This is a genomic window from Vibrio sp. 10N.222.55.C7 (genome assembly GCF_041473335.1).
Taxonomy (GTDB): domain Bacteria; phylum Pseudomonadota; class Gammaproteobacteria; order Enterobacterales; family Vibrionaceae; genus Vibrio; species Vibrio crassostreae_C.
On the sequence record NZ_JBFRSC010000034.1, the window covers coordinates 45,226 to 69,294 of the forward strand.

Consider the following 24,069-nt stretch of genomic DNA (forward strand, 5'->3'; position numbering starts at 1 on the left):
TTATGAATGATATGGGATTGATTTGTGGCTGATTTTAACTGGAAAGGGGTCGACCTTAACTTGTTGATTGCACTGCAGGCTTTGTATAAAACGAATAGCGTGAGTAAGGCTGCTGAGCGTTGTTATGTCAGCCAATCTGCGATGAGCCATAGCTTACAAAGGCTACGAAAGTTGTTTGATGATCCTCTGTTTGAGCGTGTAGGTAGCAAGATGGAGGCGACCGACCGAGCCATTGAACTATCAAGTACCGTGGACGCGCTACTGAATACCATCCAGTCTGAAGTTCTGTTATCTAAATCGTTTGATGCAGAGACTTATAAAGGGACTTGGAAGATTGGTCTCACTGATTATGCCGAGCAGATGTTCGCTCCAATATTGTTTGACCTGATTAAGCAATCCTCTCCTTATTCTCAAGTAGCGTTGTTCAATGTAAACCTGAGTAACTACCAGCAAGTCTTTGACGATGCCAAGCTTGATATGACGATAGGCAGCTTTGGTGAGGTACCAAAGCAATATCGAACAAAGCATTTGTATACGGAGCAACATGTTTGTTTACTTGATCAATCGGTTCTATCTATTGAGGAGCCGATGTCGCTAGAACAATTTGTTGCTGTCGAGCACGCGCTTGTTTCCCCTGCAGGGGCTTTAAAGACGGGAGTGGACACTCGTTTAGGTGAACTCGGCTTAAGCCGGAAAGTCGCGATATCTTCCAGTAACTTTTTAACTGTTAAACGACTCATTCGTGGCAGAGAACTATTGTGTATTGTCCCCAAGCTAGTCGCGCGCAAGGATATTGATAGTGAAGAAACCTTACTAGCTGTGAAGCCACCTATTGATGTTCCAGATTTTGATATCCAGCTTGTTTATAGAAAGGCAAAGCATTTAGATGATAAAAATAAACTACTTAGAAAGTTGATTACTAATGCGATCTCATCTGTGATTTCCGAATAGTTTATTGTGTCGGTTAATCGTCAAATTCATATGAATTAATTTTAGAAAAATCCGGTTTATTATAAGAACCCGACTATACTTAATTTACGACTCAAGGCAGTCGTAAAGAATAGGCTTTTTGATTTACCTAAGTAAAAAAATTGGTTATATCCTCATGATATAGCTTAAAAAACTACCAGGCTAAACGGACTTAGTTGGTCTTAAAGCGCTAGCTCCCCCTAGCGCTTTTTCTTTTATGTCGATTCTGGCAAAAGGGTCTGAATTCTTTTCAGCAGTTGCTCGATCTCTTGTTTTTCATAGTGAGCCGTCACCTTAGGTTGGCTGCTTTCTCTTGGGAGTAATGCAGTTTCGATATGGTGCTGCAGTAAAGCATCTTGTGAGTTAGCGTTGAGCTTCTCTGCAAGTACCACAGCTTGTCGACCAATCGTGGTGAAGTCTTGTTTGATGGTGGTCAGTGGTGGATTAAAAAACGCACTGTCCTCGATGCCATCAAAGCCGACGACCGCAACCTTGTCAGGGACTGGAATCTGCAGTTCTTGCAGTGCGCGTAAAACCCCTAATGCCATTTGATCACTGGCGACCAACACAGCATCAAATGGGATTTGTTTCGCAACGGCGTCTCGAATGCCAAGGTAGCCACTTTCCGCTTGCCAGTTTCCTTGATGTTGAAACTGTACCTGACAGTTTGCATCTGATAGCACACCCAACCAACTCTGAAGACGGATTTGTGAGGCACTGGATTCGTTAGGCCCGCTGATCAACAAGTATTCAGAGCGACCATTTTCAATAAGATGCTGAGCCGCCAGCTTTGCGCCCTCGGCGTGATCGCCGCATATATAGTTAACTTGGCTGTTAGAAGGGACATCAATGAAGATGAGGTTCAAGTGTTGATATTGTTCTACCAGCAATTCGGCGTCTGCACTCTTTAAAGGCACATTGAGAATGATGCTGTCGATCTGTTGAGCCATCAGTTCACGAATAGCCTCGCGGGTGTTGGTGAGGTTCGGTTCGGATACTACAGAAAAAGCGGTGCCATACCCCATATCGTGAGCCTGCATTCGTACACCGTTAGCGATCATTGCGGCGCCATGCAGTGCCATATCGAGCGTCACTAACCCTATGCTGGTGGACTTGGAACGGCTGAGCATTTGAGCCCCTTTATTGGGCACATATCCAAGCTTCTTTATCGCAGCATTCACTTTGTTTCGAGTGGATTCTGCGACATCTTGCGAACCGTTCGTCACCCTTGATACTGTTTGAGTCGATACGCCAGCCAGCTTCGCCACATCTTTAAAAGTTACACTCATCACACCGTCCATCGAATATTCCCGTCGTTCGATGAGCTTATTCAATTTAGCGAAATGAAACTCTGCTCCCTTTCAAAAAAATGTCATTTGAAACATTAAATATGTTTCCGGAAACAGTCGATCTTGTGCAAATTTTAGCAACGAATAAGTGTTTTTAGATCACGTTATTTAGCCGTTTTAGTACTAATTTCAGTCTTCAAGTTCACTATTAATTTTAGTTTATGTTTACGAAAACAATATGAGATTGGCTATGAGCGAATTTATTCATCTAACAAGTAAAAACCACAGTTTGATCATCAAATCGGGCCGTACTCCAGAGGTTCTTCACTGGGGCGCAAAGATCGCCAGTATTGATGAAGATCTTTTGTTATCAACCGAGAGACCGATCTCTCAAGCACGCCTTGATGTCGATGTACCGCTTTCTCTTTGTCCTGAATTGGGTAGCGGTCATTTTAATGCGCCGGGAATAGAAGGGCATCGTGATGGTTTTGATTGGGCACCCGTTTTTAATACCGTCCGCGTGGAAGCTCAGGTTCAGCAAGCCACTTTTGTTCTAGAAGACACCGTGTCTAAGCTTGAATTGACGGTTGAAATTAAACTGGATTACGAATCGGATGTGGTTCAAAAGCGCATCACAGTAACCAACAAAGGGGGCAGTAAATACTATTTAAATAAGCTGTCATCAACGTTGCCGCTGCCAAACCACGCCAATGAATTGATGACGTTCCATGGTCGTTGGTGTCATGAGTTCCAAACGCAACGTCAGCGTTTTGAGCATGGTGGCTTCATGCAAGAGAACCGTCGCGGCCGTACTTCACATGAAAACTTCCCTGGCATGTTTGCAGGAACGCAAGGTTTCTCAGAACAGAATGGTTTGGTGTGGGGCTTCCATTTAGGTTGGAGTGGTAACCACCAAATGCGTGCTGATGTTCGCAGTGATGGCCGCCGCTTTGTACAAGCGGGAGAGTTATTGCTAGCGGGTGAATCGATTCTAGAACCAGAGGCAACTTACCAGACACCTTGGCTCTATGGCTGTTACAGCAATTCTGGTTTGAACGGTATTGCTCAACGTTTTCAGCAGTTTGTTCGTGACAACATTATTCAATTCCCTACCGATAAACCTCGCCCAGTGCACTTGAATACTTGGGAGGGTATCTACTTCGACCATAAACCGGAATACATTATGCGGATGGCAACGGAAGCCAGCGCGATGGGTGTTGAACGATTCATTATTGATGATGGTTGGTTTATTGGTCGTGATGGTGAACGAACGGCATTAGGCGATTGGTACCTCGATGAAGTGAAATACCCAAATGGCTTAGAACCTGTGATTGAACACGTTAACCAACAGGGGATGGAGTTCGGGTTGTGGGTTGAACCTGAGATGGTCAGCCAAGACTCAAACCTATACCGTAACCACCCTGATTGGGTGCTTGGTTTGCAAGGTTATCATCAACCCTCTGGTCGTTGGCAGTATGTTTTAGACTTGCAGAATGAAGCGTGTTTTGACTACTTGTTCTCTCGCCTTGATACGCTTCTGACTACGTACAATATCGGTTACTTTAAGTGGGATATGAACCGTGAATTAGTTCAGCCGGGCCACCAAGGTAAGGCGGCGGTGCATGGTCAAACTCAAGCCTTGTATCGTCTCGTTGATCAACTGAATCAAGCACACCCTAAGGTCGAGATTGAATCTTGCTCATCAGGCGGTGGTCGCATTGATTTTGAAATCCTTAAAAGAACACATCGATTCTGGGCATCCGATTGTAACGATGCATTGGAACGACAAGCCATTCAAAAAGGCATGAGCTACTTCTTCCCACCAGAAGTTATGGGTGCGCACATTGGCCCTGCTGAGTGCCATTCAACCAATCGTCGTCACAGTATCAATATGCGTGGTGTCACCGCTTTGATGGGGCACATGGGCGTTGAACTTGACCCGGTTAAAGAGTCGCAACAAGAGAAGCAAGCTTTCTCTCACTACATCTCTCTGCATAAGCAGTTCCGCCATATTTTGCACTCAGGTCGTAGTTTCCGCATGGATCCCGCGGACAAAAACCAGAACATCTATGGGGTGCAGAATGATGATGAAATGCTGATCACCGTGTGTCAGTTGGCCATGCCTGAATACGCTCTGCCATCACCACTTCGTATTAGCTGCGTGGAAGACAGTGCGCTGTATCAAGTGAAGTTAGTGGAGATGCCACAAACCAGTTTCCAACTCATGAAGCAACGCCCTCAATGGTTAGATAAAACTCTGACTTTAAGCGGCGATAACCTCAAAGAGATTGGATTGACCTTACCTATTCTCGACCCAGAGTCTGCCTTGATTGTGCATCTAAAAAAGATGTGAATCTCTGACTCTGAGTACCCCTACAAATAAAAATCTAAATATAAAAATTATAATCGGCAGCGAGGTATTGCTGCCGCAATAACTCAACTTAAGGAAAACAAAATGTCTATTACCGTTCTGTTGTCATTTTTGTTATTTACTGGGTTTGTAGTCGCGTTTACCTACAACAAAGTGAAAAATGACAAAAACACCTCACAAGATGGTTTCTTTCTTGGCGGAAGAAGCTTAACCGGTGGCTTAATTGCCAGCTCACTTATCTTAACGAACTTGAGTGCCACCAGTTTCGTGGGCATGAGCGCACAATCTTACACCCACAACATGAGTGTCATGGGTTGGGAAGTGGCTTCTGGTGTCACCTTGGTGATTATTGCTTTAATGTTAGTTCCTCGTTATTTGAAACAAGGTATCACCACCATTCCTGATTTCTTAGAGAGCCGCTACGACATGTCGGTGAAGAAGTTTGTGACGTTACTTTTCTTGTGCCAATACGTGATCAACATTTTGCCTACCACACTTTACGCGGGCGCCGTTGTTTTGGGTGAAATCTTCGATGTTCAGGCCCTGCTTAATATTTCAGAGTTTAGCTCAATCGCGCTTATTTCGGCGACGATTGGTCTACTTGGCTTCTTTTACGCAATTTATGGTGGCCTGAAAGCGGTTGTGATTGCAGATACCATTAATGGCGTAGGCTTGATTGTTGGCGGCATGATGATCCCTGTGTTTGGTTTGATGGTACTGGGCGAAGGTAGCTTTGGTGCTGGCTTAGATATTCTGCTTTATGCCGCGCCAGAGAAGCTTCAATCGGTGGGTACAGAAAGCGATCCACTGCCGTTCTCAACATTGTTTACTGGTCTGCTTTTGGTGAACTTGTACTACTGGGGTACTGATCAATCCATTATTCAACGCGCATTAGGTGCTAAAAACCTGAAAGAAGGTCAGAAAGGTGTAATCCTTGCCGGTGCGATTAAGGTTATCTCTCCGCTGTTCTTGATCATTCCAGGCATCATCGCTTTCCACATGTTTGGTGCTGATGCGGGCAACCCAGACACCATGTACACCCGTTTAGTTAATGAAGTTTTGCCTAAGCCGCTGGTGGGTTTCTTCGTTGCGGTGATGTTTGGTGCGATTTTGAGTACCTTTAATGGTGTGTTGAACAGCTCAACGACTCTGTTTGCGTTGAACGTGTATAAGCCGCTATTTGGACAAGGTAAAACAGACGAAGAGCTAGTGGATAAAGGGCGTATTTTTGGTGTTGTGATTGCGATTATCTCGGTATGTATCGCACCATTCATCATGTACGCACCAGAAGGTCTTTTCCAATACCTTCAAATGGTGGCGGGGTTCTTCAGTGTGCCAATCTTTACTATCGTGTTTGTCGGCTATGTATCTAAACGTGTACCCGCTGTAGCGGCGAAAGTGGCGTTGGTGGTGTTTGTAAGTTCATACGCAGCAATGCAGCTAGTATTTAAAACACCGATTCACTTCCTACATCAATTAGCGATTCTATTCGTAGTATGTACCGCGTTGATGTTCATCATTGGTTACTTTATGCCGCGTGAATCTGAGTACGTGATGCCAGTCAATGAGAATATTGATGTGACACCTTGGGAGTTCCGTTTCGAGGCTTCGGCTATTATTCTTTACATGGTGCTTGGTGCTTACGTTATGTTCTCGGATGTGGGTTTTGTATCGGACGATCCAACCATCATGCAAGTTTATGGCGTGTGTGGCATTGTTATGTTGCTCGGTATTTTTGGACGACTAGCAAAGCGAAAGAAAGCACTTGCGACCGCGTAGATGAGTTCGGGTAATTAAAAACGAAAACGCCGCTCTTTGGAAATAGGAGCGGCGTTTTTCGATCTTGTGAAGATAAATGGAAGGCTAAAAAGTCTAAAAAGAGAATCGAGTCCATTTCTTAGCTCGCCAGCGATAGGCCATGATGATTCCACGGACCCATTCGTCCATCGCGATTGCCATCCAAGCACCCAATACGCCATAACCCCAATGCACGCCAAGCAAATAGCTCATGGCAACCCCAATGCCCCACATGCTGAGAATGCCCATTTTGATCGGGAATTTAATGTCGCCAGCAGCCTTTAGACAAGAGATAAAGATCAGGTTAAATACTCGACCAGCTTCAAGAATGATGGAACCTGCAATCAGTGCAGCCGTTAGCGCAATGATCTCTGGATCTTGCGTGAACAGATCGAGAATTTCGAAACGGAACACATAAACCATGCAGGTAATCGCAGTTGAGGCGATAAAGCCAACCACAAAGTAACGTTGCACGCGCTTGGTGATCTCGTCGATCCAACCCTTACCAATGTAATAGCCTGTTTGGATTTGGCTGCCTTGACCAATTGCCAGTGCAAATGCAAAAGAGAGACGAGCGATGTTTTGTGCGTAAGTAAACGCAGCCAGTGAAGATGTGCCCATCTGTACCACGAAGAAGGTAATGCTGATCTGAGCCATGTTATAAGAGAGTACTTCTCCTGCGTTCATCGAGCCGATCTTAATGATTTTTTGATAGATGGCTTTAGGCACAGATTTAAACTGCTTCACTGGTAGATCAATCCCTTTGCTTCTGACCACACCAATCAAGATCAACATCCCGATCACTTGGCTAATGACGGTCGCGGTCGCAACCCCTTGCACGCCGTATACTGGCAAACCAAAAGGTTGATATAAGGCGCAGTAGTTACCGAATACGTTGATAACGCCTGCAATCATGTTGATCACCATCGGTGACTTTGAATAGCCATGACTGCGCAAAATAGTGGTGAGAACCACACCTATGGTTACATTGAAGGTGAGAGCACCACTGATGAACAGGTATTCTTGCGCGTACTGTTCGACTTGAGGTTCGAGTTGATAAAGCGGGATAAAATATTCAGCAACAAGAACGGCAATCACACTCAGTAGCACACCGGCAATAATGGCCAGAATGATGCTCGCTACGCCCACGTGAGCGCTCTCTTGAGTGCGAGAGGCACCATTGTATTGCGCGATTAAAATACCCGTACCACTGCTGACCATGGTCGAGACAATGATCAGGAAAAAGGATATCTGAGAAATAACACCAACGGCAGACACGGCTTTGTCCGAGTATCCCGATAACATGAATACATCACTGGTGTTGAGTGCGGTTCTTAAAAGAACTTCGATAAAAATTGGCCAGGTGAGCGCAACGATTCCCATACGTTTATTTAGGGTGGAATCAGCATTAGGCATTTAGGTTTTCTCAAAAAAGGGGTAGGCGACACTATAGTTTAGCGATTATTTAGTAAACGACTATCAAATTAATGTCCGGAAGGCTAATAAGGATAAATAAAATTCGAATAAGTCTTCATAACCCAATATTTCAGTGAGAGTGATGAAATTTTTGAGTGGGATTTCATAGACATTTAGAGGAACAGAATGGAAGCAAGTGGTTGCTTGAAACGAACGGAAAGTGAGTTTGAAAAGTGGCAAAGCTAGCGACATCGAGCTAGCTCTACCGTTTTTAAAGTCTAGTTAATTCGTTGCCCTTGATCATCGAATAGGTGGCAATCTTTTGAGGAGAAACTCAGTTCAAGCGATTGGTATCGAGTCACCTCTTGGTCTCCTGGTAGGTGCACCTTAAAGCTATCCACGCCACAAGACTGGCCAAACATATAAGTGCTGTTCCCTAGTCGCTCGACCACCTCACTTTGAAATTCAATGGTGATATCGGAGCCGCTGTTAATCTCTAAATGTTCAGGTCGAATGCCCAGCGTGATGCTTTGTCCCTCTTTTAATCCATCACTTGGTAAGGGGAGGGTAATTTGGCTGACACCGTTAACAGCGAGTTGGGCGTACGTTTCTGAGGTGCTGTTAACAACACACGGTAAGAAATTCATTTTCGGTGAGCCAATAAAGCCAGCCACAAATTCATTTTGTGGAGAGTGGTATAGATCGAGTGGAGAACCGACTTGTTCAACACGACCATCTCTTAATACCACGATCTTGTCTGCAAGCGTCATGGCTTCGACTTGATCGTGCGTGACATAAATCATGGTATTTTGCAGATCTTGGTGCAATTTGGCGATTTGTAAGCGCATATCGACGCGAAGTTCAGCATCGAGGTTCGAGAGCGGTTCATCGAATAAGAATACGCGAGGGTTGCGAACTATTGCTCGGCCGATCGCTACACGTTGACGCTGCCCACCCGAGAGCTCCTTTGGTTTACGTTTCAATAAAGGTTCTAGTTGGAGCGTCTTTGCCGCACTGGTGACTTGCTTTTCAACGACTTCCTTCGCTACGCCATTCATTTTCAGGCCAAAGCCCATGTTTTCTTCCACGGTCATGTGTGGGTAGAGTGCGTAGGATTGAAATACCATCGCGACACCACGCTCAGCAGGATCGACATCGTTAACAAGATCGTCTCCAATATGAATCTCGCCTTCAGTGATTTCTTCTAAGCCAGCAACTAAGCGTAAGAGGGTTGATTTTCCGCAACCTGATGGTCCAACGAATACGACGAATTCGCCATTATTTATTTCTAGATCAACACCATGGATGGTCTGTATATCACCATATCGTTTGATGACCTTTTTTAAGCTGATATCAGCCATGCTCTCTCCTTGCTTCGTTGGACTACATCTCTTTGCCTTTAAAACATACGCTTTCATCAGAAATTTGTTAGGTGCCTCGCATGATTTATTGATCATTGTCATATAAATCCCGCGATCTATACTGATTTTTGTGAAAACGTTTACATAAATAAAACATAACTGTGCGTAATGTTATCAATAAGCCTAATATTTGAACGTAATCATTATAAATGCTGAGCTACTGATTGGGATTTATAAATTCAGATGGAAGTTAACCAAGTAGTAAACCAAGCTTTTAATACAAGGAGTTTTGGGAAATGGAGCAATCTGTGAAAACGATATACCCAGAAAATCGCACCCCATCAGCGAAGAAGAAAAGGCGCATCAGTTCCAAGGTCTCGCCTTGGCTGTTCTTGGCACCAGCCATCGCTATCTTCTCTCTCTATGTTATCTATCCCATATTGGACAGTATTTGGCTGAGCTTCTTTGAATGGGATGGATTAGGTGAAAAGGAGTGGGTGGGGCTTGAGAACTACCGTGAGCTTTTTGACTCAGATGCTTTTTATACTTCGTTAACGAATAACTTCCTTTGGTTGATCTTTTTTATGCTTGCGCCACCCTGTGGCTTGGCGATTGCCCTTTTCCTCAACCAACAAGTGAAAGGCATTCGTGTCGTAAAATCTCTGTTTTTCTTCCCATTCGTTATTTCTCAAGTGGTGGTAGGCCTCGTATTTGCTTGGTTCTATGACCCCTCTTTTGGCCTTTTCAATATTGCACTCGGGTCGCTTGGCTTCGAGCCAATTTCGATACTTGCTGATGAAGACTATGTGACCTATGGAATCATCGCTGCCGGCTTATGGCCTCAGATCTCTTATTGCATGATCTTATATTTAACGGGGCTGAATAACCTCGATCCTGAGCAGTTAGAAGCGGCTCGACTTGATGGTGCAAAGAAGTGGCGCATGTTGTGGTATGTGGTGCTTCCACAGTTAAGACCGGCGACTTTTATCGCCGTGGTTGTCACCGTGATTGGTGCTCTGCGTTCATTTGATTTAGTGGCGACCATGACGGCAGGCGGCCCTTGGGGCAGCTCGACAGTACTTGCGTACCAGATGTATGAAGAGTCTATTTTTAACTATCGAATGGGTTATGGTGCAGCGGTCTCTGTGGTGCTATTTCTGATTATGGATATCTATATCGCTTACTTCTTGTGGCGCATGTTAAGGAGTGAAAAATAATGTTTCCGCAACCAATTCAAAAAGCCGGTCGCTTTACTAATATCAGCTATCGAGTCGCGTTACCTATCTCGATCGTGATGTGGTTATTACCACTTATCGCCGTAATGATGACCTCGATTCGTTCGATGGAAGACATCAACAAAGGTAACTACTGGGGCTGGCCGAGTGAGATTCAGTTCATTGAAAACTACACTCAAGTATTTACCTCGACGTCGATGGGGCAGTACCTCATCAATAGTTTGATCATCACATTGCCAGCGGTTGCTGGTGCCGTGGCGTTATCTACGCTGGCTGGTTATGCCTTGGCTAAATACAACTTCAAAGCCAATGTGTGGATTTTTGCGATGTTTATCGCGGGTAACTTTGTTCCGTTCCAAATTTTGATGATTCCAGTCCGTGATTTAACGATTGGACTCGGTTTATACGACACTCACTGGGCATTGATTTTTTTCCATATCGCTTTCCAAGCCGGTTTTTGTACCTTGTTCATGCGTAACTTTATTGTCGGGATCCCTGATGCCCTGATCGAAGCAGCGCGTGTTGAAGGGGTGAGTGAATGGAAAATATTCTGGCATGTCGTACTCCCTCTGGTTCGCCCTGCTTTAGCGGCGTTAGCCGTATTGGTGTTTACCTTTATTTGGAACGATTTCTTCTGGGCTCTAGTTCTGGTTCAGAGTGATGACGTTCGTCCTGTAACTGCGGGTTTGAGCTCACTTCAAGGCCAATGGCTGGCGTCTTGGCAGTTTATGTCGGCGGGTGCAGTGGTCGCGGCTATCCCACCGGTAGTGCTGTTCTTTACCATGCAAAAGCACTTTATCGCAGGCCTGACATTGGGTGCGACTAAAGGGTAAATCACGAGATAAGAATCGATACACGAATCTAGCAATAGCGACGGCTTTAAATCGTTATTGCTATCGATATCCCAAATGGATGAATCATTAAAGAGAAACTAAAACACGAACAACCCTACGAGATAAAACAATAAGAATTGGACTTAGAGAGCTTAGCTCCATAACAAGGACCTCAATATGAAATACGTGAAACATATCGCTGCCAGTGCAGTGCTCGCTGCCTCCATGTCTGCAACATCGTTTGCAGGGACACTCGTTATCAACTCAGATGCTTCTGATCCTGCGCCAAAAGAGGCGTGGGGTGAGATCATTAACCGCTTTGAAAAAGAAAACCCAGATATTACGGTGAAGTACAACTTGTACGATCACGAGTCGTATAAAACAACGATTCGTAATTGGTTGGTCACTTCCCCGCCGGATGTGGTTTTTTGGTATGCGGGCAACCGAATGAAAGCCTTTGTTGACCGTGGCCTGTTTGAGGATGTCAGTGATATTTGGGCTGACAACAACATGAAGCAAGACTTTGCGGCTGCCGCGCCTGCGATGACAGTACAAGGCAAGCAGTTTGGTGTGCCGTACACGTATTATCAATGGGGTATCTACTACCGCAAAGACATCTTTGAGCAATATGGAATTGCGGAGCCGAAAACGTGGGAAGATTTGAAATCTGCGTCTGCAACACTTAAAGAAAATGGTGTAGCGCCGTTTGCGATTGGTACCAAGTACCTTTGGACTGCTGCTGGTTGGTTTGATTATATCAACATGCGTACTAACGGCTTGGATTTTCATATTCAGTTAATGGAAGGCAAAGTGCCTTACTCTGATGAGCGAGTGAAGAAAACCTTCGCTAATTGGGCGGAGTTAGTTGAACCTGGTTACTTCCTAGAAAACCACGCGTCTTATTCATGGCAAGAAGCTCAACCTTTCTTGTACAACGGTAAAGCGGCTATGTACCTGATGGGGAACTTCATCACGCCTAACTTCCCTGCTGAGTTAGATGGCAAGATGGATTTCTTCCAGTTCCCGGTGATCGACCCAAGTATTCCTATGTCTGAAGATGCGCCAATGGATACGCTGCACATACCTTCAAAAGCGAAAAACAAAGAAGATGCTCGTAAGTTCCTAGAGTTTGTTGCTCGCGCTGAAAACCAGCAGCTGATCAATGAGATGCTATTACAGATCCCAACCAACAACAAAGCTAAGGCGAAGTCTGACCCGTTCTTAGACAAAGGCGTCGCGATGTTGGCATCCAGTGATGGTACGGCTCAATTCTATGACCGAGACACCGACCCTGCGATGGCAAAAGAAGGCATGAAAGGTTTCCAAGAGTTTATGGTTCACCCTGAACGAATCGATAAAATATTGAAAAAACTCGATAAAGTGAGCAAGCGTACCTTTAAGTAACATTTCAATAGCCGCAGCTGTTCTGGCTGCGGCTTTTTTTCTTCTCTTAAGGGATTATTGCAAGAGCTGTTTAGTTGGCGTTCGTAATGTTTGAACGCAATGAGGCGCTGAGCATCACTTGCAATGGTTCACGTTAAACGGCTTTTGGTAAGGAACACGTCATGAGAACTTTCTCTCAAATCATCTCTGCCCGTGAGTGGGAAAATCAACACATCACCCATCATAATGTTGTTGAGGCTCATGCTCCTTTAAATAGTTACACCTCGTTGGTTGAGGCTATGACGAAGAACTCGTCGAGCACTATGTCTCTCAATGGGACTTGGAAGTTTCAGCTGTTCGATTCACCAGAGTTGGTTTGCGAAGAGGTAGTATCGGAACATTTTGATGATTCTTCATGGAAGTCGATTTCAGTGCCAAGCAACTGGCAGATGCAAGGCTTTGATAAACCGATCTATACCAATGTGAAATATCCTTTCGCTGATAACCCTCCCTTCGTCCCTAGCGATAATCCGACAGGGCTCTACCGAACGCGTTTTAACTGCACGGAACCGGAGTTATTAGATACCCATAGGCTGACCTTCGACGGCGTGAATTCTGCATTTCATTTGTGGTGCAACGGCAAGTGGGTTGGCTATTCGCAAGACAGTCGATTACCGGCTGAATTTGACGTGTCTGAATACTTGCAAGCGGGCGAGAACACGCTGGTAGTGATGGTGCTGCGTTGGTCTGATGGTTCTTATCTTGAAGACCAAGACATGTGGTGGCTCAGCGGCATATTCCGTGATGTGACTTTATTGAGAAAGCCCAAGGTCGCAATCGAGGATGTTGGTATTGATACTCAGCTAGATGCTTGCTATCGCGATGCGGTTTTAAATATTTCTACGCAAATAACCAAGCACAGCAATGATGTAGAAAGCTGCTATAAGCTGAAAGCTGAACTTTATGATGCTCAAGGACAGTTGGTTTTCGAACCTCAAATCGTGGGTTTTGGTGAGCGTTATGTCGATGAAAAAGGGCCGTGGTCTGAAGTCGCAGAACACCGCATTTCAGTGGTGAACCCGAACAAGTGGAGTGCCGAGTCACCCTACTTATATCGCTGTGTGGTGTCATTGCTCGATGAACATGACGAGCTAATCGATTGTGAGGCTTACGATGTCGGCTTTCGAAGTGTTGAAATTACCGATAGTTTGCTAAAAGTTAACGGAAAACCGTTGCTGATTCGTGGCGTCAATCGTCATGAACATCACCCTGAATTGGGGCACACCATGACTCGAGAGGGGATGATTCAAGACATCAAACTGCTCAAACAAAATAACTTCAATGCCGTTAGAACCGCTCATTATCCGAATCATCCATTGTGGTATGAACTATGTGATGAGTATGGTCTGTATCTGGTTGATGAAGCGAATGTGGAAACTCATGGTCAATTTCCGATGTGCCGTTTATCCGATGATACGTCATGGTTGAATGCGTACATGAGACGAATGACAAGGCTGGTGGAGCGCGATAAAAACCACGCCAGCGTGATCATTTGGTCGCTGGGTAATGAATCGGGTATTGGTCGCAATCACCATGCGATGTATCAATGGGTGAAACAAACTGATCCAACACGTCCCGTTCAGTATGAAGGTGGCGGGGCAGATACAGCAGCGACAGACATTTTATGTCCTATGTATGCGCGGGTTGATTGGGATTTACCTGTGGTTGAGAGTCAACCTGAGGTGACACCTCGCGTGGGTATTCGTAAAGCTATCGCTCTACCAAACGAGCATCGTCCTCTTATTCTCTGTGAGTACGCCCATGCAATGGGGAACAGTCTCGGTAGCTTTGATAAATACTGGCAGGCGTTTAGAGACAACCCAAGATTACAGGGCGGATTTATCTGGGATTGGGTCGATCAAGGGATCACCAAAACCGATTCGAGCGGCAAACAATATTGGGGCTATGGTGGTGATTTCGGCGACGAGATTAATGATCGCCAGTTCTGCATTAATGGTTTGGTATTCCCAGACAGGACGGTGCACCCAACGCTACATGAAGTGAAAAAAGCACAGCAGTTTTATCAATTCAAGCTGGTTTCTGCATCACCACTGGTGATTGAGATTGCTAGTGAGTATTTATTTGATTCAGAGTCTGTCGAAACGCTTAATTGGAATATAACTCAAGATGGAATTGTTCAATGTCATGGCAGTATTGAACTGTTTGTTGAAGCTCAATCCAGTGTGCAGATTGAGCTTGATGGTGTAACTATTCCGAAGACGGCCAACGTACTTAATTACCTTAATCTCGAAGTGGTATTAAACACCAATACTGCATGGGCGGATAAAGGTCATGTGACGGCGATTGAACAGCTTAGCTTACCGACTCAACCGCAATTGATGTTGGATGCTAACCTTTCACAATACCCACCGAAAGTGACTGAAACCGATATGCTGCTGACGGTGATTGGTGATGCTTATCAAGTAGAGTTCGACAGATTGTCTGGGACATTAGAAAGCTGGAAAATCAAAGGGGTGGAACAACTTGCTAGTGGCCTTCGAGATAACTTTTATCGTGCACCATTAGACAACGATATCGGTGTCAGTGAAGCAAACCGTGTAGACCCCAATTCATGGATCGCACGCTGGCAGGCGATGAGGTTAGATAGGCTCACTCCAGAGTGCATCGAATTTTCATCCATCACTCAGAAAAATAGGGTGTCGGTGACTGCAAGAATTGCCCACACGGTGGAAGATCAGGTTCGTTTGTTGTCGACTTGGCAATACCAATTATTTGCCGATGGTGAGGTCAAATTAGATGTGGATGTTCAAGCGGCGAAAGGTTTGCCGTCTCTGCCACGAGTCGGATTTGAGTTTGCTTTGAAGCATGTGCCTGATGGGGTGGAATGGTTTGGTCGTGGGCCACACGAAAACTACCCAGATCGAAAGATGTCCGCACATATGGGGCTATATCAGCAAAGTATTGAACAAATGCATACCCCGTATATTTTCCCTTCTGATTGCGGCTTACGTTGTGATGTTCGTGAGGCAAAAGTGGGTGCATTCGAATTGCAAGGAGACTTCCATTTCTCAGTCAGTCGTTTTGGGTTACAGCAGCTACAGAAGGCAAAACATACTTGTGACTTAACCGAACAAGAACAGCTGTTTGTTTATGTCGATGGCTTCCATATGGGGGTTGGCGGTGATGACTCGTGGACGCCAAGTGTCCATGATGAATTCAAATTATTGAAAGAGCATTACCATTATCAGGTGCGCTTCCATTGTGGTGATAAAGGCTAACGTGCAGCGAATTGAGTAAAAGGATCATAGTAGGCCAAATGATCTAAATGCTTGTTTTTTTAGCTCATTTGGCTTCAAGTATAAAAAAGGCACTCAGCGAGATACTGAGTGCCAAAGCTGGAAATTTATGAGGTTATCTTTTCATTGAATTCCAGAAGACAGGTATAGGTTTGATTTACTCTGCGTCAGTAAAGAAATCGTTGTATAACATGTATAGGTGGGCAGCACTCCAAGAGAAGTTTGGAGCACCTTGTTGTTCACCGTTTAGCGGGTTGTAGTTCTCACGGATAGGACCGTCTTGTACCAAGCCATCGGCGTGGTCGAAGAATGCGCCTGCCATTTCAATCGCATCGTCACGGTAGCCGTAGCTGTCCATACCTTTTAGGCCGAAGTAGAACTGGTCTACCCATACACGTCCACGCCAGTAAATATCTGGGCCAAATGCTGGGCTAGAAAGCGCTGCTGTGCCCAGTGGAACGTAGGTGTTGAACTCTGAGGTATCTTTCATCACAGAGACCACGGCATCAGCGTGAGCTTGTGTTGCTGCACCGTTGAACAGTGGTGACCAACCCTCAGGGCCTTTACCACGCTCGACAATCGGTTTGCCTGCGCAGCCATTGGCTAAAGGCTTGTCTTCAATACGAATGTCATAGAAGAAGTTAGTGCCTTCGTCGAACATACAGGTGTTGATGTAGTTCGATAGGTGCTCTGCTTTTTCACGGAACTCTTTCGCTTCTGCGTCTTTACCTAGAATGTCAGCCATTTCTGCTAGGTACTTGTTATCGCTGTACATGTAGCTTGCTTGGTCAACGGACTCTTGCAGCAATGAATAGCCAAGCAAAGTGCCGTCTTCAGCGCGGTTTTGAGCGAATTCAACATCCCAATCACTGCGCTTGCCACCGTTAGCAACGTACGCGTCTAGCTGGTCTTTATCGATGAAACCGAAGGCTGCTGCATCATCACGACCTGATTCCCAAGACGCAGCGGTTTGAGCTGGGCTCTCGATGTAATCGTAGTTGCCTTCTGCTACCACTTTATCCAGTGCTGCTTGTCCTACGACTGTTTCGTGCTTATCGCCACGAACCACGGTGAAGTACATTTCACCTTCAGGTGTGTTGTGTGCTTTGTCACGAGCAGCGCCATACTCTGGAACGCCATTGCCGTTGTTGTCACGGTTGCGTAGCCACCAATCATGGTATGCCACTAGTTTTGGATACATCTCTTGTAGCCAAGCTTCGTCGCTGGTGGTTTTGTAGACTTCCATTACTGCCCATGCTGCTAGGCTTGGTTTGGTATTACGTTCATTCCAGTTACCGCCATCGCCGCCACGTTCTGGACTTAGGTTGTAAGCGAGTAGATCGGGCACGTAACCTTCATCCCAAGGACGAACGGCATCGTCAGCCTGAATTTGGTAAGCGAACATCGCGCGGATGTTATCTTTCGCTACATCTGGGTTGAAGTGAGCCATTGCGTAGGCTTGCTTCCATGTGTCCCAAGGCCAAGTTTGGTTGCCCGAGAACCAACGTGCCGTCACGGATGGTGTCACAGAGTCAAACTCCATCGCACCTGCAGCGCCACGCCAGTTACCGTTTAGGGTTTCCATCGCTTTAACCGCAACACGCTCTTGCTCTGGTGTCGCGTTCGGGTTGGTTAAACCCATCTCAAGATAGCCTTCCCAACGTTCTGCTGATGCGGCTAAGAAGTCGGTAGGGGTTGCCATGATCTTTTTGATTTCAGGCTGTTCCGCTTGCGCTTCTTCTGCCGTTAGAACATGCGAGTATGTGGTGTAGATAGTCGTCGATGCTTCAATGTTTGCCGTTGAAGTAAACGCTAAACCATCAACCGTGGTTTTCGTTGGAATCGACTTGTGAACTTGGTATTCAGACTCACCAGAAGTCAGTAGATCCCATGTCGAACGAACCTTACCGAAGGTCACCTTTAGGCCATCGTCGGTTGCGACGATTTGACGGTCATACTCAGGGTAAGTTTCAGCGATTGTTTTGTCGGTTTGTGCCACGCCTTCTTTGGCGTGCGTCTTTTCTAGCAGTTCACCATCCCACACTAATTCAACCGGTGAGTCGGTAGTGATTTTTGTTTCTAGCAGAGAGGTACGGTTTGAAGCAAAACGCATCGTCATTTCTACGGTCACATCGTCAGATTTTAGCGTCTGAACCAATGCGCCCGGTAGGCTATAAGCTTCCATAGTGAAAGCCACTTTTTTGCCGTCTTTGAACACGCTTAGGCGGTCGAAGTTATCAGCCATGAAGTTGATGTATTCTTCGGTAAGCAGTGCTGTACCTGGGAATCCGCCCATGCCTTCTGCACTGTCTGGCAGCAGATGACCGTGCCATGCACCTAGGTCGAAGAATGGGTTAAAGCGTTGGTGGTCATCGAAGTCGTAGTCACGCATGTATTCAGGTGAGCCAGTACGGTCGATAACGTTCTTAAATTCGTTGGCTTGCAGTTGCTCTGTGTCAGAGCCTGAGCCTGAGCCTGAGCCAGAGATTGAGTTTGAAGCACAACCAGTAACGACAAGGGCTGCACCGATAGCGAGAGCTGCGAATGATTTATTCAGTTTCATGATCAATTCCTGTTATTACCAGTAGAAGTATTGCATTGCGAACACCTGAGCGTCGCCGATTTCAGTGTCGCTGCCTACGCCAAAGCGGCTATCGAAAGCAGTCGCAAACGCGCCGTTGCCGTATTCATACCAAACGCCAGCATTGATGTAAGAGGTGATTTCTTTGTCGCCATTGTCACCGTCAAAGTTTGCGTAGTTGTAGGCTGCAGATAGGTAAACGCCTTGTGCCGCTTCGTACCATGCACTGGTTTGAATACCAGACTCGCTACCGAAAGACTCTTGGTTGCCTTTATCTGTATCGTGCCAAACACGAGTGGCGAAGTTTTTGTACTCAGCACCCAATAGCAATAGTTCACCACCATCGTTGTTACGAACTTCACCACCACCCATTAGGGTTAAGTCGTCGGTCAGATCGTATTGAAGGTAACCATTGACCATGGCGTTCTTATCTTTCCATTGGTCTGCGAAGCTGTCGTATTTACCGAAGTGAACAAGAGCATCGTCTTCCGAGAAGTCAGACTCTGGCGCGAAAGAAACGCTGTAGCGAAGCTTGCCTTCTAGGTTTTGAATCTTCACACCAAGGTGCACGTCTCGCGTGTTTGAGATCGCGTAGCCGTATTCAACCGTAGGGTCACCCCACCATTGAACGTCATCTAATGAAGAGTCCATACGACCAATCATGAATTCTGTTTTGTTATCTGTGCGGTAGCCAGCGTAAAAGCGGTTGAAACCACCTTCAAAACCGCCCCAGCCGTGGCCCGTTGCCCAAGCATTGCCTTCGTCATCGGCTTGTACTGTCCAGCCCTCCATATAAGCAAGACCAAACCAATTACCGTGCTCGATAGCCAAGCCAGCTTCAATGTAAGTACCGTCTGCGTAGCGGCCTTTATCATCACCTTCGAGTGCCACGTGACCACCAAGGCCAAGCTCACCATAAAAGTTAAATAGGGTTTCAGTTTCTGTCTGAGGAGGCTGAGTATCACTGTGGTTTGCTGCGGACTCTTCCGCGTGGGCAGTGGTACTTAAGGCAGCAAGAATACAGCTTGTAATAAGAGTGTTTTTAGTAAAACTACTTTTCATTTTAATCACTTCTGTGTCGGGGTTATAAATGAAGGTTCGCAAGCAGTTCTGACTTCTAATATGGGGTGCTCTTCAAGGCGTATTGGTCAGGTTACTTACGATCGCAAAACCAATATTAATGATAATTTTGATGTTTAAAATTAATTAAGTTTAAAAGTGTGATCTATTTTTAGTAAATATTTACCTTGTTTTTATTTTGACTTTCAGTTGAATTTGCAGAGGTATGGCTAGGGTTGTAAGTATTCGGGAGGTGAATTGTTTGATGGGTGGTTAGATTGTTGGTTCGAATGTTTTGATTCTTGAATGGCTTTGATTTAATCGAGATGGTTAGTGGAAATGTACCGACAAATAAAAAGGCACTCACCAAATGTGAGTGCCTGAAGTTTAAGTCAGAGTGCCCGAAGTTTAAATCAGAGTGCAGGGTAAACTAAGCGTTCGCCGGTTCAGGTTTTGCTTCTAGTTTTTTCTCTTCTGGAGATAAGCTTTTTTCATATTTTCCGTACTTCCACCACGCGTAGCCAAGGAAGATAACAATCCCGCCCACGTTGTAGAAGATGATGGTCATGATGTCAGCACCTGTTGGGAAGGTTGACGCAAAGAAGCCAACAGTGAAAATGCCGATCAGAATCGAGACCACGGTAATGCCTGTCATACGTGAGCCCATTCTGAAATCACGAGGTAAGTGATCCAACTTCAAACGTAAATTAAGGTACGCGATCATGATGAATAGCGGTGGCAACATCGATGCTGCAGCTGTCATGTTGATAATGGTACTCATCAGATCTTGAACCGTATCGGACGCCAGTGTCGGAATGAACATCAGTGGAATCACAATCAAGAACTGAATCCAAGCCGCACGCTCTGGAACGCCTTGTTTGTTTAGAGCGACCGTTTTCTCACCGAAGATCCCTTTAGGGATTTCAGAGAAGAAAATCTTAACCGGTGTTGCTGTCCACATCAGCAGAGAGCCCAGCATCGCCGTGAATGAAACCACACCAACGAAACGGTTCATCAAGATTTCAGACAGGCCAAAGTGTCTTGCTAGCCCTTCAAATACCTGAACTGAGCCGCCTGTGAATTTAAGCTCTTCACGCGAAACAAACACGTTTGCTAACACAGATCCTACCGAGTAAAGCGCACCAATGAAGATACCGGCAATGATGATGACTTTAACGAAAGACTTGTGACCGCCTTTGATGTCGTTAACGTAAACCGCGACCGATTCTGCACCGCCTGCCGCCATGAAGATCCAAGTGATTACGCCAAGGAATGCCCAGTTGAAGCTTGGTGTCATGGCTTCAATGGTGATTGGGCCAGCTGGCTCGATACCGCCTACCAAAGCACCGCCAGATAGCAAGATGTAAGACATCGTTAGCAGCAGCATCAGTGATGATGTTAGTGAGGTGATAGGGCCCAGTAATTTCGCACCGTTATTCGAGATATGAGTCGCGACCGCAAACAAAATAGTACTTAGAATTGCGGTGGTCATTGGCGTGAATATGTACTCAAAACCTAAGAACGCATACGACGCGTAAGCGATGATTCTAGGGAGCAGAGAGGTGAAGAAGAACAGGTTAACAAACCAGTAGGTGTAAGCTGAAATAAACGCCCAGCGGCCGCCTAGAGAGCTTTTAACCCAAGAGTAAACACCCGCTTCAGAGTCTTTATTCAGTGACACAAACTCTGCAACGATCAAACAAAATGGCACAAAGTAAAAGATGGTTGCTAGAAAGAACATCGGAGCTGAGGAAAGGCCGATCTCGATGTTGTTATTAATGATGTTATTGAAGCTGTATACCGCCGCGAAGGTCATAGACAGTAGGGCAAATTTGCCTATCGTACTGCGTTTATTTTCGGACATGATGTTCTCCGGTGAATCACGTTGATGATCGTTATAACTTGGTCCTAGAGAGGGAAGCTCTAGGCCGCACTTTTATTGTTATGTTGGTTTGGCAAACACCCGCTTTGTTTTGTCAGGGTTGGCTCATTGTTGTTTTTATAGATTTACGATCGGACTTCTTTGGGATTTTTTTCTTTGGTATTTCAGTAAACTTATTACCAAAACAAAGAGTTAAAGATTAAGAAGTTCATTGAAGAGATTGCTTGTTTCATGAGCGACGATTTATAAGGCGTGTAGGGGCTTTTTGTCGCTTTCTTTATATGAATCAGTTTGTCTCTTCAGCAAGAAGATTAAAGATTAAGCGGCGGGAAGTTAATCGAAATTGATCAAATATGTGACCTTGAGTAAATAAATTTAGTTAATGTTTTACCTTGGTTTTTATTTGAGTTTTATTACCTATTAATTGGTGTTTTTCGTGAACTGAAACCTTGACGGAACGCCGTTTTTATTTTTGGGGTTTTTATTTTAATTATCTGATTTAAAACAAAAAAAGCGCCAATTAAGGCGCTTTTAACTAGATGTATAGATTCTGGATTACGACTGCTTAGCCGTTTCTAGCTTTGCTTCTTTACCTGCTTGCTTCTTTTCAAAGCGAGAGATCCACCACCATGCGATACCAGAGAATACCGCTGTCATGAAGACGTTGATGAAGAAGGCTTGAACAAGGTCAACACCTGTCGGGAATGCCGATGCTGTCATGCTCACAATGAAGATACCAATCAGTACCGATACTACTGCCATACCTTGAACTCGAGTACCCATGCGGAAATCACGCGGTGTGTCGTCGTGTTTCAAGCGGAATACAAAGTAGGCCACCATGATGAAGATTGGCGGTAGCATTGCGGTACCTGCTGTTAGATTGATTGCTGTATTCATCATGTCTTGTACAGATTCAGAGCCGAAGCCGTTCACCACAAGCATCACGAATACAAACGCGAACTGCCACCAAGCTGCACGTACTGGCACGCCGTGTTCGTTAAGCTCTGTTGTCTTCTCGCCGTAAACACCTTTAGGGATTTCAGAGAAGTGAATTTTTACTGGAGCTGCTGTCCACATCATCATCGAACCGAACATAGCAACGAATAGGATAATACCGACGAAGCGACCCGTTAGAGATTGTGAAATGTCGAAGTAGTTCGCCATACCTGTGAAGATTTCAACCATGCCGCCAGCGTAGGTCAGTTCATCACGAGCAACGAATACGTTTACTAGAAGAGAGCCCACTGCGTACATTGCGCCGATTGCGATACCTGCACCAATGATAACCTTGATGAAAGACTTGTGACCGCCCTTAACATCGTTTAGGTAAGCGGCTGCGGTTTCTGCACCACCGGCTGCTTGGAAGATCCAACACATGATACCTAGCGTTGCCCAGTTGATGGTCGGTGTCATTGCTTCAAGCGTGATTGGTTCTACTGGCTCATGGTTGCCGCCCAGTGCCATTAGTGCACCGATAACGTAGATTGCAAACAGAGCGAATACACCGTAGGCCACGATCTCGGCAATCTTACCTAGCCAGCTCGCGCCTTTGGTTGAGATGTGAGTTGCTGCAGCAAACAGAGCAATCGAGATAGCCGATGTGACGACTGGCGAGAAGGCGTATTCATAGCCCAACATCGCGTAAGACGCATAGGCGATTACGTTTGGTAGCAGGGATACAAACCAGAAAAGGTTTACGAACCAGTATAGGAAGGAACCTAGGTAGGCTGCTTTTGAGCCTAGTGGTTTTTTTAGCCAGTCATACATGCCTGACTCAGAATTTTTATTTGCTGATACGAATTCAGCAATGATGAACACGAACGGAATGAAGTAAATAAGGGTCGCGAGCAAAAAGATAGGGGCTGAACTCAATCCCAATTCGATGTTGTTGTTTACAATGTTGCGAACGTTAAATACCGCTGCAAATGTCATGGAGAGTAGGGCAAATTTGCCTAACTTACCGCGTACAGATTCAGACATAGTGTCCTCCGAGGAATCACGTAATTATAGTCGTTATTTCTCAATGCTTCCTTGTAGGGAGGAAGCATTGAGGCTTTGTTCAGCATGTTGGAGCCTTGAACGGCAAGGCTCGATACATACTGTGAATAGATAGCGTTATTGTTTATTTATTGAGGAAGTAACCGTCTTCAATGGTCACTTTCAGTACCACTTTTCGAACTCGGTTATCACCGTGGAAACGGTAAGCCTGATTGTTGTCAAAGATCGCCACTTGGCCTTCAGCTAGCTCACGAGTTTCACCGTTCCCCATTAGGTGTTCGCGGTCGGTTTCATCGCTATAAGCTTGGATCTGCTCTAGCTCTGATTTCGCTGCGAATTCAACCGTTTCACGGCCTTCTAGGTAGTAGTGCACGTCGAAGTAACGACGATTACCGGTGAAGTTTTCTGTGTTACGAGCCACACCGTCTTCAATCATGTAAGCCAGTGAATCACCAATTGAATACATCACGCCATCTTTGATGTTTCCGATGTTTTCAATCGCTTCTACACAGCGTTGCCATTTACGACCATCGCGGTAGACGACTTGAAATTGTTCTAAGTTCTCTAAAACGATCATC

Annotated in this window: 15 protein-coding genes; 7 read left to right on the top strand and 8 right to left on the bottom strand. The window is 45.5% G+C overall.

The annotated features are described in order from the left end of the window. The first annotated feature begins 24 nt into the window (after nucleotides 1-24). On the top strand, nucleotides 25-951 hold the full coding sequence (locus AB4482_RS12645) for a LysR family transcriptional regulator (protein WP_102319933.1): 927 nt from the start codon (nucleotides 25-27) through the stop codon (nucleotides 949-951). Between the two features lie 233 nt (nucleotides 952-1,184). Here the strand turns inward: AB4482_RS12645 and AB4482_RS12650 are convergent, their stop codons facing one another. After that, nucleotides 1,185-2,258 carry a LacI family DNA-binding transcriptional regulator gene (locus tag AB4482_RS12650; protein WP_372130978.1) on the bottom strand — a complete coding sequence of 358 codons (1,074 nt, stop codon included), beginning with the start codon at nucleotides 2,256-2,258 and terminating at the stop codon, nucleotides 1,185-1,187. Between the two features lie 250 nt (nucleotides 2,259-2,508). On the opposite strand from AB4482_RS12650, the gene AB4482_RS12655 reads away from it, so the two are divergent. Continuing rightward, a complete protein-coding gene (locus tag AB4482_RS12655) occupies nucleotides 2,509-4,611 on the top strand; it encodes an alpha-galactosidase (protein WP_372130980.1) in 2,103 nt (700 codons plus the stop codon). Nucleotides 4,612-4,713: 102 nt separating this feature from the next. Then, on the top strand, nucleotides 4,714-6,408 hold the full coding sequence (locus tag AB4482_RS12660; protein WP_372128707.1) for a solute:sodium symporter family transporter: 1,695 nt from the start codon (nucleotides 4,714-4,716) through the stop codon (nucleotides 6,406-6,408). A gap of 93 nt (nucleotides 6,409-6,501) precedes the next feature. Here AB4482_RS12660 and AB4482_RS12665 read toward each other — a convergent pair whose 3' ends face one another. Then, nucleotides 6,502-7,842: an MATE family efflux transporter gene (locus AB4482_RS12665; protein WP_372128705.1), complete on the bottom strand. Its 1,341-nt coding sequence runs from the start codon at nucleotides 7,840-7,842 to the stop codon at nucleotides 6,502-6,504. Nucleotides 7,843-8,120: 278 nt separating this feature from the next. Next, nucleotides 8,121-9,203 carry an ABC transporter ATP-binding protein gene (locus AB4482_RS12670; RefSeq protein ID WP_372128703.1) on the bottom strand — a complete coding sequence of 361 codons (1,083 nt, stop codon included), beginning with the start codon at nucleotides 9,201-9,203 and terminating at the stop codon, nucleotides 8,121-8,123. Between the two features lie 296 nt (nucleotides 9,204-9,499). Here AB4482_RS12670 and AB4482_RS12675 point away from each other — a divergent pair, with 296 nt between their 5' ends. The 4 genes from AB4482_RS12675 to AB4482_RS12690 all read left to right on the top strand — a co-directional run bounded on the left by AB4482_RS12675 (nucleotide 9,500) and on the right by AB4482_RS12690 (nucleotide 15,953). Then, entirely contained in the window at nucleotides 9,500-10,420 is a 921-nt protein-coding gene (locus tag AB4482_RS12675; RefSeq protein ID WP_050619981.1) for a carbohydrate ABC transporter permease, read from the top strand. Further along, nucleotides 10,420-11,271 carry a carbohydrate ABC transporter permease gene (locus tag AB4482_RS12680; protein ID WP_050644910.1) on the top strand — a complete coding sequence of 284 codons (852 nt, stop codon included), beginning with the start codon at nucleotides 10,420-10,422 and terminating at the stop codon, nucleotides 11,269-11,271. The genes AB4482_RS12675 and AB4482_RS12680 overlap by 1 nt, the downstream gene beginning before the upstream one ends. Before the next feature lie 177 nt (nucleotides 11,272-11,448). Continuing rightward, the gene (locus AB4482_RS12685) at nucleotides 11,449-12,675 is read left to right on the top strand and encodes an ABC transporter substrate-binding protein (RefSeq protein WP_050619979.1); all 1,227 of its coding nucleotides are present in this window, start codon (nucleotides 11,449-11,451) and stop codon (nucleotides 12,673-12,675) included. Nucleotides 12,676-12,836: 161 nt separating this feature from the next. Beyond that, on the top strand, nucleotides 12,837-15,953 hold the full coding sequence (locus AB4482_RS12690) for a beta-galactosidase (protein WP_372128700.1): 3,117 nt from the start codon (nucleotides 12,837-12,839) through the stop codon (nucleotides 15,951-15,953). A gap of 175 nt (nucleotides 15,954-16,128) precedes the next feature. Here AB4482_RS12690 and ygjK read toward each other — a convergent pair whose 3' ends face one another. The 5 genes from ygjK to AB4482_RS12715 form a co-directional block, all read right to left on the bottom strand. After that, the gene (gene ygjK / locus AB4482_RS12695; RefSeq protein ID WP_372181045.1) at nucleotides 16,129-18,534 is read right to left on the bottom strand and encodes an alpha-glucosidase; all 2,406 of its coding nucleotides are present in this window, start codon (nucleotides 18,532-18,534) and stop codon (nucleotides 16,129-16,131) included. A gap of 15 nt (nucleotides 18,535-18,549) precedes the next feature. Beyond that, nucleotides 18,550-19,614, bottom strand: coding sequence for a protein YgjJ (gene ygjJ / locus AB4482_RS12700; RefSeq protein ID WP_004734431.1), 1,065 nt, complete (start codon nucleotides 19,612-19,614; stop codon nucleotides 18,550-18,552). A 427-nt stretch (nucleotides 19,615-20,041) separates the two neighbouring features. Next, complete coding sequence (locus AB4482_RS12705) at nucleotides 20,042-21,475, bottom strand: amino acid permease (protein ID WP_372181047.1); 1,434 nt, start codon at nucleotides 21,473-21,475, stop codon at nucleotides 20,042-20,044. A 573-nt stretch (nucleotides 21,476-22,048) separates the two neighbouring features. Then, nucleotides 22,049-23,473, bottom strand: a complete 1,425-nt coding sequence (locus tag AB4482_RS12710; RefSeq protein ID WP_017063320.1) for an amino acid permease — start codon at nucleotides 23,471-23,473, stop codon at nucleotides 22,049-22,051. Nucleotides 23,474-23,615: 142 nt separating this feature from the next. Continuing rightward, a complete protein-coding gene (locus AB4482_RS12715; RefSeq protein WP_372129078.1) occupies nucleotides 23,616-24,068 on the bottom strand; it encodes a beta-galactosidase subunit beta in 453 nt (150 codons plus the stop codon). Between the last annotated feature and the right edge of the window lies 1 nt (nucleotide 24,069).

What these genes read in the sequence shown, in the direction of transcription:
- AB4482_RS12690 (WP_372128700.1), top strand. Translation starts at nt 12,837, where the DNA reads ATGAGAACTTTCTCTCAAATCATCTCTGCCCGTGAGTGGGAAAATCAA.
- AB4482_RS12665 (WP_372128705.1), bottom strand. Translation starts at nt 7,842, where the DNA reads ATGCCTAATGCTGATTCCACCCTAAATAAACGTATGGGAATCGTTGCG.
- AB4482_RS12710 (WP_017063320.1), bottom strand. Translation starts at nt 23,473, where the DNA reads ATGTCTGAATCTGTACGCGGTAAGTTAGGCAAATTTGCCCTACTCTCC.
- AB4482_RS12705 (WP_372181047.1), bottom strand. Translation starts at nt 21,475, where the DNA reads ATGTCCGAAAATAAACGCAGTACGATAGGCAAATTTGCCCTACTGTCT.
- AB4482_RS12660 (WP_372128707.1), top strand. Translation starts at nt 4,714, where the DNA reads ATGTCTATTACCGTTCTGTTGTCATTTTTGTTATTTACTGGGTTTGTA.
- AB4482_RS12715 (WP_372129078.1), bottom strand. Translation starts at nt 24,068, where the DNA reads ATGATCGTTTTAGAGAACTTAGAACAATTTCAAGTCGTCTACCGCGAT.
- AB4482_RS12675 (WP_050619981.1), top strand. Translation starts at nt 9,500, where the DNA reads ATGGAGCAATCTGTGAAAACGATATACCCAGAAAATCGCACCCCATCA.
- ygjK (WP_372181045.1), bottom strand. Translation starts at nt 18,534, where the DNA reads ATGAAACTGAATAAATCATTCGCAGCTCTCGCTATCGGTGCAGCCCTT.
- AB4482_RS12670 (WP_372128703.1), bottom strand. Translation starts at nt 9,203, where the DNA reads ATGGCTGATATCAGCTTAAAAAAGGTCATCAAACGATATGGTGATATA.
- AB4482_RS12685 (WP_050619979.1), top strand. Translation starts at nt 11,449, where the DNA reads ATGAAATACGTGAAACATATCGCTGCCAGTGCAGTGCTCGCTGCCTCC.
- AB4482_RS12655 (WP_372130980.1), top strand. Translation starts at nt 2,509, where the DNA reads ATGAGCGAATTTATTCATCTAACAAGTAAAAACCACAGTTTGATCATC.
- AB4482_RS12650 (WP_372130978.1), bottom strand. Translation starts at nt 2,258, where the DNA reads ATGAGTGTAACTTTTAAAGATGTGGCGAAGCTGGCTGGCGTATCGACT.
- AB4482_RS12680 (WP_050644910.1), top strand. Translation starts at nt 10,420, where the DNA reads ATGTTTCCGCAACCAATTCAAAAAGCCGGTCGCTTTACTAATATCAGC.
- ygjJ (WP_004734431.1), bottom strand. Translation starts at nt 19,614, where the DNA reads ATGAAAAGTAGTTTTACTAAAAACACTCTTATTACAAGCTGTATTCTT.